This is a genomic window from Clostridium sp. (assembly GCF_034179595.1).
Taxonomy (GTDB): domain Bacteria; phylum Bacillota; class Clostridia; order Clostridiales; family Clostridiaceae; genus Clostridium.
This window is the reverse complement of sequence record NZ_JAXFPT010000030.1, coordinates 1-10,958: the sequence shown is the minus strand read 5'-3', so window position 1 is coordinate 10,958 and position 10,958 is coordinate 1. Positions and strand designations below refer to the sequence as shown.

Sequence of the window (10,958 nt, the reverse complement as noted above, 5' to 3'; positions counted from 1 at the left end):
TCAACAGATAATTGTCCAGGTGCTGATGCTTCCTTTGCAGCTCCAAAAGTAAGTGCTGATCCAAATATTTCTCCTGATATACGGCTTATCACACCAAGTCCTGCCATAGACATTGTTATAATTGGTGTTTTTGCAAACTTTGTTACCATCTCATCTGTAGCACATAAAAGCGTAAGTACATCTGCTGTACTTTGTGGCATAACTGCTATTTTAGGTAAATCTGCTCCTAAATCTTGCATTTTACATAAACGACTTACTATTTCTTCTTTACTTGGAGTTTTAAAAAAATCATGATTTGACATTACAACTTTAACTCCGTTATTTTTAGCAAATTCAACAATTTCTTTTACTATTTCATCACCAGTAAATAGCTCTACATCTATTAAATCAACATTCTTTGTTGCTGAAATTTCCTTATTTAGTTTTTTATAATATTCAACTGAAACTTCCTTTTCTCCACCTTCTTTTAAACTTCTAAAAGTAAATAAAATAGGTATATCATTTAAAACCTTTCTAAGTTCTACTAAGGTTTCTTTAACTTTTTCTAAATCTAAAGCATCTACATAATGATCAACACGCCATTCTACTAAATCAAACTTAACATCTGTTAAATTTTTTGCCTCTTCTATTATATCCTCTCTACCTTTCCCTACAAGAGGCACACATATTTTAGGAATTCCTTCACCTATTCTTAGGTTTCTTACTAGAACAACTTTTTTCATTACTTTATCTCCCTATTTCTCATTTATATAATATAAAAATAATAAATTATATTATAATTATAAATCAAAATATTAAAACTATCCCAATACTCAAATAAATATAAAAAATATATTATTTCTATTAACAAAATACCTGACTTTATCTTTAAACTTCTTTGATTTTTATAAAATCTTCTATTTCATTCCATGTAGGAATTGATTCTAATGCTCCTATTTTAGTTGTAGTAATACCACCAACTAAATTTGCAATTTTAATTATTTCTTCCATATCTCTATTACAATCATTTAACAATTGTGCAATAACAGCTCCTATAAAAGCATCTCCTGCACCAGTTGCATCTAACATTTTAACTTCTTCTGTTGGTATTAATATCTGCTTTTCTTTTGTTGTAAGTAATGCTCCTTTTTTCCCAAGAGTTATTATTAGATTTTCACAACCTAAATTTACAATATATCTAGCTGCATCTTCTATATTATTAATATTGCTTACTAAAATAGCTTCCTCTTCACTAAGTTTAACTATATTACTATCCTTTATAAAATCTTTACAGCACTTAACAAATTCTTGTTTATTATCATCAAATAGCGCATCTCTATAATTAGCATCAAAAGTTATTATCTTATTATTTTCCTTTGCATATTCCTTTAATTTATAGTATGTGTTTTTCAATTCTCCATCAAGAAATGCTGTGGCACTTCCAAAATGGAACAAATCGAATTGATTAATTTTATCTCTAATTTCATTAAAAGTTAATTCTGCATCTGCATTCCTCATAAACTTAAAATCTCTATCTCCATCTTCCTTTAATGATACGAATGCCAAAGTAGTATTTTTGTCTTTTCTTTTAATCATCATTTCAGTATTAATATTATTTTTCTTAAAAGTATCTTCTAGAAATTCTCCAAAAAAATCATCTCCAACAGTTCCACAGAAATATGCTTCTGCACCAAGCTTTGATATTGCTGCTGCAACATTTGCTGGTGCTCCCCCTGCCTTTCTAATAAATCCTTCAGTATTCTTCAAAGAATTTCCTGGTTTATTTGATACAAAATCAATTAACGCTTCTCCTGCACATAATACCTTTTTCATTATTTATACCTCCACTAATACTTAAATAGACTACTCTAACTTTAAGAATCAGAGTAGTCTCAATTATTTTTTATTGATACAGTTATCTTTTATTAATAATTTCAAATATTTTAAATTCACAAGCATTACTATACTCAATAAATTGATTCATATTGTAAACAACATTTGTAATTACATATTCTCCATCATTTATAAATACTTCTACTATACCCTTATCTATAAATATATCCAAATCATATCTTCCGTCTAACTTACATGATTTAAATTCTACTGCCTTAAAGTCACTTTCAACAAATACATCTTTTCTATTTGCTATTATACAGTCATCTTTTACAGATATTCTATATCCACCAATATTAATTTTGCCATCAACTGTTAATTTTGTTTTTATTCTGCATGGTGTATCAAGATTGAATTCAGATACACTTATTTCTTTTGTAAATAAGTTTTGTATATAATCTGGAACTGTGAAATGTACTTTATCATCTATTACATTTATTACCCTTGGAAGTGTCATCATTCCAATCCACTCTTCTCCATCAAACTTCTTAGGCATACGAACCCATCCAATTACAATTCTTTTTCCGTCCTTATCCAAAGTAGTTTGAGGTGCATAAACATCAAGACCTTCATCTAAATATTTATATTCATTTGTAATTTTCATTTCACATGTCTCTTCATCAAAATCTACAATAGAATAAATAGAATTATTTGTATAGTTAACACCATCATTTGTTATATGCTCAGGAGACATTATTAAAATATATTTTCCATCTACATTTATTAAATCTGGACATTCCCACATATCGCCTAATGTTTCATCAAAGCATCTATTCTTATATTCCCATGTTTCTCCATCATCACTTGTATAAAATAATGCTTCACCTACATACTTATCTGAATCTTCTTTTTTAAATTTACTTCCAAGAATCATCGAATATCTATCTTTATATTTCCAAACTTTAGGATCTCTAGTATGCGTAGGATGTCCTAACTTTAAATCTTTTATAGCTGGTATTATTAATTTTTTATCATTAAAATTATCAAAATTATATCCATTTTCACTAACTATGCTTGCTTGACAGGCTTCAAATGCATCATTTCCAAAAGATTTATGAATATTTTCTTTATCATAAGTTAAATACTTTACCCCTGTATAATACAAATAAAGTTTATCATCCTTTATTAATGCACTTCCTGAAAAACATCCATTTCTATCAAATTCCTTACTTGGAAATAATGCTATATCATGATGTTCAAAATTTACTAAATCCTTACTTGTTGCATGGCCCCAATGCATAGTTCCCCATTGAGTATCATAAGGAAAATATTGATAAAAAATATGATACTCTCCTTTATAATATATAAATCCATTAGGATCGTTTATCCAATTTTTAGGTGCTGTTAAATGTATTTTTGGTCTATTCATTATTACTTCCTCCACTTATCTATTACAATAATATACTTTCCTTTGTTTTTACATCAAAAGAAGAAGATTTATCAGTATATAATATACTTTCTTCTGTTTCTCTATCAAAGAAATAAGCTTTATTCATATTTATAACAAATTTAAAATCTTCACCTATTTCTTTAAGCTCTTCTTTTCCTACCCTTGCTACAACAGATGTATTTCCTATTTTAAAATATAAATTATTTTCATTTCCCATAACTTCTTTATTCTCTATAGTAGAAGTAAGAATACTTTCATTATATAATTCCATATTTAGATAATCTAACTTTATATCTTCACTTCTCAATCCCATAAATACCTTTCCTTGTCTACCATTAAGTTTTTTAAGTACTCCTTCAGGAATTTTTATTTTCTTTCTATTTTCTAAAATAACTTCATCATTTTTAATTTCTACATTTAAAAAATTCATTTCCGGTGAACCAATAAAAGTAGCAACAAATTTATTTTTTGGATTATTATATAATTCTATAGGACTTCCTATTTGTTGTATTATACCTTCCTTCATTACTACAATTCTATCTGCCATAGTCATTGCTTCCACTTGATCATGAGTAACATAAATAGTAGTTGCTCCAAGTGTTCTATGCAATTTACTTATTTCATTACGCATACTAACACGTAATTTTGCATCTAAATTGCTTAATGGTTCATCCATTAAAAATACTTTTTGATTTCTAACAATAGCTCTTCCAAGCGCAACTCTTTGACGTTGGCCTCCTGATAAATTTTTAGGTTTACGTTTACGGTATTCTTCTAATCCTAAAACTTTAACTGCCCAATCTACTTTCTTTTTTATTTCATCTTTAGGAGTTTTTATATTTTTTAATCCAAAAGATATGTTTTCTTCTACAGTCATATGTGGGTATAATGCATAATTTTGAAATACCATAGATATTCCACGTTCTTTAGGCGCTTTATTATTAACTACAACTCCATCTATTGAAATTGTTCCATTACTTATTTCTTCAAATCCTGCAAGCATTCTTAAAGTTGTTGATTTACCACATCCTGATGGACCTACAAATACTATGAATTCCTTTTCATTTATTGATAAATTAAAATCAGTAACTGATTTTTTAGTTGCATTTTTATATTGTTTTTCTATATTTTTAAATTCTATAAACCCCATTATATTTCTCAACCTCTCTTTTTAACTTAGAAAATCAACCTTCTTTTGATCCTGATGACATTGCTCCTTCTACCAATTGCTTAGAGAATAAAGCATATACTATTAATATTGGTATTGTAACTATTGTTATAGTTGCTAAAACTTGTCCTGTTGTAATATTGTCATTTGCTGTTATTGAATTTAATCCTATTTGAACTGTCAATAAACTACTTGATGTAAATACTAAAGATGGCCATAGGAAATCATTCCATATTCCTAAAAAAGTAAATACTCCAACTGTTGCGATTATAGATTTTGACATTGGTATAACTACCTTAAAGAAATATTTTAGTGGACCACAATAATCAAGCTGTGCTGCTTCATATAAATCATCTGGTAATTTTAAAAATACTTGTCTAAATAAAAATATATTAAAAGGATTTACTATCATTGGAAGTATATATCCAACTACAGTATTCAACAATCCTGCTTTAGCAATCATTAAAAAGTGTATTATAGATATAGTCTCCATAGGAACAATCATTAATAATAGTATTATAAATACCCATCCTTCTTTAAATGGAAAATTTATTTTTGCTAAAGCATATCCTGCTAATCCATTGACTATTATACTTAAAACTATTAATATAGCAGCATAAATTAAAGTATTACACATATACCTCATTAAATTGCTATTTGTAATAACAGTTATATAATTATCAAAGAAATTTTCAAAACTTAGTGGTGGAAGAAAAGCTGCTAAACTGTTCATATCTTGTGTTATCATTGCTTCTGTTTTAAAAGAATTTACTAGCATCCATATTATAGGAAACAAAAAGAATAATGATAATATCAACATAAAAGCAGTAAGAATTTTATTGAACTTTTTTGCTTTACCTGAAATCATATTAATCCTCCTTTTTATTTGTAAGCTTATATTGGATACCTGCTAATGCAATAACTATAATAGCAAATACTATTGACATAGCTGAAGAATATCCCATCTCCCAATTAACTGTTCCTGTATCATATATATAATATACAAGTGAGTAAGTAGAAAATGCTGGTCCTCCTCCTGTCATTACCATTGGTTGAACTAATAACTTAAATGCCCCTATTGTGATTGTTAGTAGTATATATATTGATATAGGTTTTAATTCTGGTATCGTTATATTCCAAAACTTACTCCATTCGCTTGCATTATCAATTTCAGCTGCTTCATATAAACTTGGGGATATAGCTTGTAAACCACCAAGAAATATAATCATTTGATATCCCATTCCTTGCCATATACTTAATGCTGATATAGAATTAAGTGCTTGCTCTTTACTATATATAAACGGTTGAGATGATATTCCTACAGCATTTAACATATTATTCAATATCCCTTCTGGACTATATATCTGCATCCACAAAGTTGAAACTACTGCTAGTGACATTACAACTGGAATGAAAAATGCTATTTTAAAATATTTCTTACAATGAGTAACTTTGTTTATTCCAAGTGCTAATAATAATGCTCCACCCATTTGTAATGGAACTACTATAACAGCAAATTTTATTGTATTAAAGAATGCTTTACCAAATAATTCATCATTAAATAATCTAGTATAATTTTGAAATCCTATAAATTTAGTATCGCTTGGATTCAACGTAAAAAAGTCAGTAAAACTAAATATCAATGTTAAAATCATAGGAATAAATAAGAATATTGTTAGCAGGACTAATGCTGGTCCAAAAAACGCCATTCCCATTATTTTTTCTCTTGTTTTATTCATTATTTCCACCCCTAATTTCTAATTTTTATAGCGTAGTAATTTATCTTCTATTCTTCTCATTCCCTTATATAAGGCTTCTTCTGCTTCTTCATCATTTAACAACATTCCCTCAATAGCTTGTTGATATGAAGTACTTATTTGAGGGTATGCTGGTGACTTTGGCCTTGGATGTCCATAATTAACTAATTGAGAATATGCAGTCTTAAATAATTCATCTTCTTTAAATTCATCTATATTTTCATAAGCTTCATAAGTTGATGGTAAATTACCAGTTAATTTATACATATCTACTCCACTCTCTGAATTAGTTAAAAATTTAATTACTTCAGTTGCAGCATCTATATTTTCACAAGCTGTAGTAGCTGCAAATGTCCAGCTTCCAGTTGGAGTATATTTTTCCCCACTCCAATCATTTGATACTGGATATGGTGCTATTCCCAAATTAAAGTCTGGATAATTTTGTCTTATATTACTAATTCCCCATGCTCCATCAAATTTAAATGCTGCTCTTCCTGAAACAAATAAATCATCAATTGCATATTTAGGTATATATCCCTTTTCAGTAAGTTGTTTAAAATAATTAAGCGTTTCTACATTCTTATCTGAATTAAATATTTCATTAACTTCTAATCCATCAGAACTTACGAAATTCCCACCATTTGACCATATAAATGGTGCATAAAAATAAGTAGTTCCTTCACCTGCTGGGAATGACATATCTATTGCATATCCATTTTGTTTACTTAAATAATCTTTTACTTTTTCGCAAATTTCATTTAATTCATCCCAAGTCCATGGATTATCAAAAGATGGAACTTCTATATCTAATTCCTTCAATATATCTTTGTTATAATAAAATAAGGTACTTGATTCCATGACCCCTAATGAATATAATTTATCATTTATAGTTCCTTGTTCTATTATAGATGGCAAATATTTTTCCTTTTCTTCCTTAGTTAATTCTGCCATAGGTTGTATAATGTTATTAGCTGCATAAGCTGATACATTAGGTCCATCAACCGTTATTATATCAGGGAGTCCACCTGAAATTACTGAAGAATTAACCTTGTCTGTATATCCACCTCCACTTTCGTTACGAGGGACAAATTCGACACTTAAATAATACTTACCATTATATTTTTCATTAAATCGTTCTATTGAATTTTTATAAGCTTGTCCTTCTGTAGTTTCTTCTATAACATGTACCCACATAGTTATAAGTTCTTCACCTGCATCATATCCTTGCATCTTTTTATTTGAAGTATTTTCTTTTCCTAAAGAACATGCTGTAAGATTTAAAGAAAATACTAATAAAATAAAACTGCAAATTTTTCTCATTTCCCCTTCCCCCTTTTAAATAATATTGTAACTGCTTATGTAACCGGTTATTTTACAAAAATTGTAACACGAAATCATTTACATGTCAATAATTTGAAAAAAATTTTTATTACTTAAATTATTTTCTGTGCTATACTTACTTATATAAAAGGGGGTACTACATGAAAAAGAATATAACTTTTGATGACATAGCCAAATATACAAACTTTTCTAAAACAACTATTTCTAGATATTTTAATTTTCCAGAAACATTATCGGCTGATTCAATAAAAAAAATTAAAAAAGCATTAACAGAACTAAATTATACAGAAAATAAAGTTGCTAGAAGTTTAGCTAGTGGAAATACAGAAATGATAGGTATAATAATACCTAACCTTTTTCTTCATTACTATTCTCAAATTTTAAACAACCTGATACAAACTTATAATAAATATAATTATAAATTTCTAGTTTTTTTGGGAGATTCAAATCCTGATGAAGAAATAAAATATATAAAAGAATTAATGTCATACAAAATAGAAGGTCTTATTATGTTAAGTCATTCTATAGATTCATTAACATTAAAAAATTTAAATATTCCAATAGTAGCTATAGAACGTGAAGACGAATTCATTTCTAGTATCAATAGTGATAACTATTCTGGATCTGTCAAAGCAACTAATTTATTAATTGATAACAACTGTGATATATTGATTCATATAAATAGTCATGTTGACAAAAACATACCTGCTTACAAACGTATTGAAGGGTTTAAGGAAACTTGTAAAAAAAATAACAAAAATTATGAAATTTATTTTTCTGATTTAGGAAGCTCATTTGAAGAAAGTTATGATTCATTACATAAAATCTATACAGATATAGAAAAAAAATATACTGGACAAAAAAAAGGAATATTTTTAAGTAATGATACATATGCTAACATATTTTTAAATATCCTTGTTAGAAACAAAAAATCTATACCAGGTGAATATGAATTAATAGGATTTGATAATTCTCCTATTTGTAAAGAAGCCATTATACCTATAACTACTATTGGTCAGGATATTACAAAAATATCTGAATGTGCTATGAAATCTCTTTTAAGACAAATAAATTTAAAGAAAAAAAATAAGTTGCATTCAATTGATCATATAACTATAGATACAAACTTATTTATTAGAGAAACGACAAGTTCTAAAAATTATTCATAAAAATTAGATAATAAATAATTTTTAAATATAGAAATAAATATTCAAAGGAAGTTATCACATTATCAAATTAAAATTTTTTAGCTATAGTTTTACATTTAATTTGTCTACGCTATAAAAAGAGTATGGTATATACCATCCTCAATCTCTATATTCAGCTTTACTATCTATATGCATCGCTTCTTGAAGCAAACTTAGTGAAGTATTTGAAAAATAAGCACCTATCATTTTTGATAGATGCTTATTAAAACATATTATGTTGCTCAATCAATTATAATTAAATTATACTATTGTTTAATTGTCTGTTTCTGAATTTTTATCTACAAATTCTTTAACTGTATCTTTAATCTCATTTGTATCAATAGAAGATTCTTCTCCTAATTTATTAAATTCTTTTTGGTGTTTCTGAGTATACTCTAAATTTTTGTCAGTCTTTCTTTTGTAAAGTCTTATCATCCTTCTTCTAATAAATTTTTCTTCACGTATATTTTCTTTTTCTTTTAACCAAGCTACTACAAGCACAATTAATAGAATAATCCCTATATATCCAAGTACAGGATACATCATAGAAATAAGCTTTCTAAATCCTAGGAAACTAAAAGCATAACTTGCAATTACAATTACTATTAAAAATATCTTAGTTTTTTTTATATTATTACCAGCCAATCTTTTTGCTAGTGCATAATCTAAACTAAAAGCAGTATTAAAAATAAGGGCAAATATTGTGAATGTATAAAAATATGCGAAAATAGGACTTATATTATTAGCTAATACTAACATAGGTATCTCAGCATCTTTTACAATATCAACTTTAGCAAAAAGCGTTGCTGCTACTGTTCCAATGATAATCCCTATTATTATTCCCCCAATTGTTCCACCTTTCTCTGCTACACCTATACGTACTACAGATCCTCCTATAACAAAAGCCATAGATACTCCTGTCATTGCACAAAGTGCATAATAATTTATTACTGAAAATCCAATATTGGACATAGAAGATTTTATAGATTTGGCTGTTATATCAAGTTGATTGAAATCATATGATTTTCCTACAAATGTAAATGCAGCAATAAAGAAAATCATTACAATAAGTATGGGAGTAAATATCCCAAGTATTCCTGTAATCTTATCGAAATCTAAATAAGAAACTAAAATAATAAGAACAGAACAGATTAGTGCTCCTACCCATGAAGGCAGACCTACCTGTTGCTTTAAATTTGCACCTGCTCCAGCAATCATTACAAAACCTATGATAAAATTAGAAAGTATAATAGAAAAATCAATAATTTTATTTATTAAAGGATTTGATATCTGTGTTAAAACATCCTGATGATTATTAGATTGATAATAACATCCAAGAGTGACGATAATACGTCCAAAAAGAATATTTAAGATGCCAAGAAATACTATACCAATCATTCCAACTTTACCAAAACTTAAAAAATATTGTAGTATATCTTGACCTGAGGATAATCCAGCTCCGACAATCACACCAACATACGCTAGTGCTATTTTTATTGAAACTTTATTCAAAAATACACCTCCTAGCACTTATAATTATACACTATTATGATTTTTATTTCAAATTCCGTATTTTTTCTCACATTTTATCTAAGTTCTTAAGCTATTTTCTATAGATTCCATCCTATCATAACTGATATTATCCCCAACTTTTAGCCTTTAATACATTCTAGAAATTAATCCACATCTGAAACATTAAAAAGTTCATAGAAATACTTAACTTTATTTCTATGAACTCCCTAAATCTTATATATTCTTTTTTAACTCACTGAGTATTTAACCTTACTATCTATATGTAGTGCTTCTTGAAGCATATTAAATTCATTACAATATTCCGGAATTTCTTCTATAAAAATCTTTTCCTTATACTTAATATTATTTCCTTGTTCTATATCATTAGCCATTCTTATATATATTAATACTAACTTAGATAAATCTTCATCAGATAAATTAAGCCTATTTTTGGACATAAAATAAGAAAGAAGATAACTCATATGTTCTAAAGAAGAAAATGCAGGCCAAAACATTTCAAACTTTTTACTACCACGTGAAAACTCACCTAATGCAGCTGTATATGCTACTTCTAGATTCATAAAATCCATTGATATTCTTTCTTTAATGCTAATCATTTCTTCTTTTTTATTATTATAATTTAAAAGTGTTAATGCCCTTGCATGGCTCATCAATAAATTCGCAGTAAGAATTGGAACTCTTTTAGATGCAGATTTAAAACTAATAATATA

General features: G+C 27.4%; 9 protein-coding genes and 1 pseudogene. 1 reads left to right on the top strand and 9 read right to left on the bottom strand.

Going from position 1 to position 10,958, the window contains the following annotated elements; genetic code table 11:
* The 7 genes from aroD to SPJ33_RS03540 form a co-directional block, all read right to left on the bottom strand.
* Positions 1 to 722: type I 3-dehydroquinate dehydratase (gene aroD, locus SPJ33_RS03570; protein ID WP_321116605.1), on the bottom strand; the 722-nt coding region annotated here is incomplete at its 3' end.
* Between the two features lie 145 nt (positions 723 to 867).
* Entirely contained in the window at positions 868 to 1,812 is a 945-nt protein-coding gene (locus SPJ33_RS03565) for a carbohydrate kinase (RefSeq protein WP_321116604.1), read from the bottom strand.
* Positions 1,813 to 1,894: 82 nt separating this feature from the next.
* Positions 1,895 to 3,241 (bottom strand): glycoside hydrolase family 32 protein, encoded by a 1,347-nt coding sequence (locus tag SPJ33_RS03560; protein WP_321116603.1) that lies wholly within the window; start codon positions 3,239 to 3,241, stop codon positions 1,895 to 1,897.
* 22 nt (positions 3,242 to 3,263) lie between these two features.
* A complete protein-coding gene (locus SPJ33_RS03555) occupies positions 3,264 to 4,412 on the bottom strand; it encodes a sn-glycerol-3-phosphate ABC transporter ATP-binding protein UgpC (RefSeq protein ID WP_321116602.1) in 1,149 nt (382 codons plus the stop codon).
* Between the two features lie 34 nt (positions 4,413 to 4,446).
* Complete coding sequence (locus tag SPJ33_RS03550) at positions 4,447 to 5,298, bottom strand: carbohydrate ABC transporter permease (RefSeq protein ID WP_321116601.1); 852 nt, start codon at positions 5,296 to 5,298, stop codon at positions 4,447 to 4,449.
* A 1-nt stretch (position 5,299) separates the two neighbouring features.
* The gene (locus SPJ33_RS03545) at positions 5,300 to 6,169 is read right to left on the bottom strand and encodes a sugar ABC transporter permease (RefSeq protein WP_321116600.1); all 870 of its coding nucleotides are present in this window, start codon (positions 6,167 to 6,169) and stop codon (positions 5,300 to 5,302) included.
* 18 nt (positions 6,170 to 6,187) lie between these two features.
* Positions 6,188 to 7,507, bottom strand: coding sequence for a sugar ABC transporter substrate-binding protein (locus tag SPJ33_RS03540; protein WP_321116599.1), 1,320 nt, complete (start codon positions 7,505 to 7,507; stop codon positions 6,188 to 6,190).
* Between the two features lie 161 nt (positions 7,508 to 7,668).
* On the opposite strand from SPJ33_RS03540, the gene SPJ33_RS03535 reads away from it, so the two are divergent.
* The gene (locus tag SPJ33_RS03535; RefSeq protein WP_321116598.1) at positions 7,669 to 8,697 is read left to right on the top strand and encodes a LacI family DNA-binding transcriptional regulator; all 1,029 of its coding nucleotides are present in this window, start codon (positions 7,669 to 7,671) and stop codon (positions 8,695 to 8,697) included.
* 291 nt (positions 8,698 to 8,988) lie between these two features.
* On the opposite strand, the gene SPJ33_RS03530 is transcribed toward SPJ33_RS03535, so the two are convergent.
* Both SPJ33_RS03530 and SPJ33_RS03525 read right to left on the bottom strand, forming a co-directional pair.
* Positions 8,989 to 10,227: a hypothetical protein gene (locus SPJ33_RS03530; RefSeq protein WP_321116597.1), complete on the bottom strand. Its 1,239-nt coding sequence runs from the start codon at positions 10,225 to 10,227 to the stop codon at positions 8,989 to 8,991.
* Positions 10,228 to 10,475: 248 nt separating this feature from the next.
* Positions 10,476 to 10,958, bottom strand: a pseudogene (locus SPJ33_RS03525) (FUSC family protein); the annotation flags it as partial.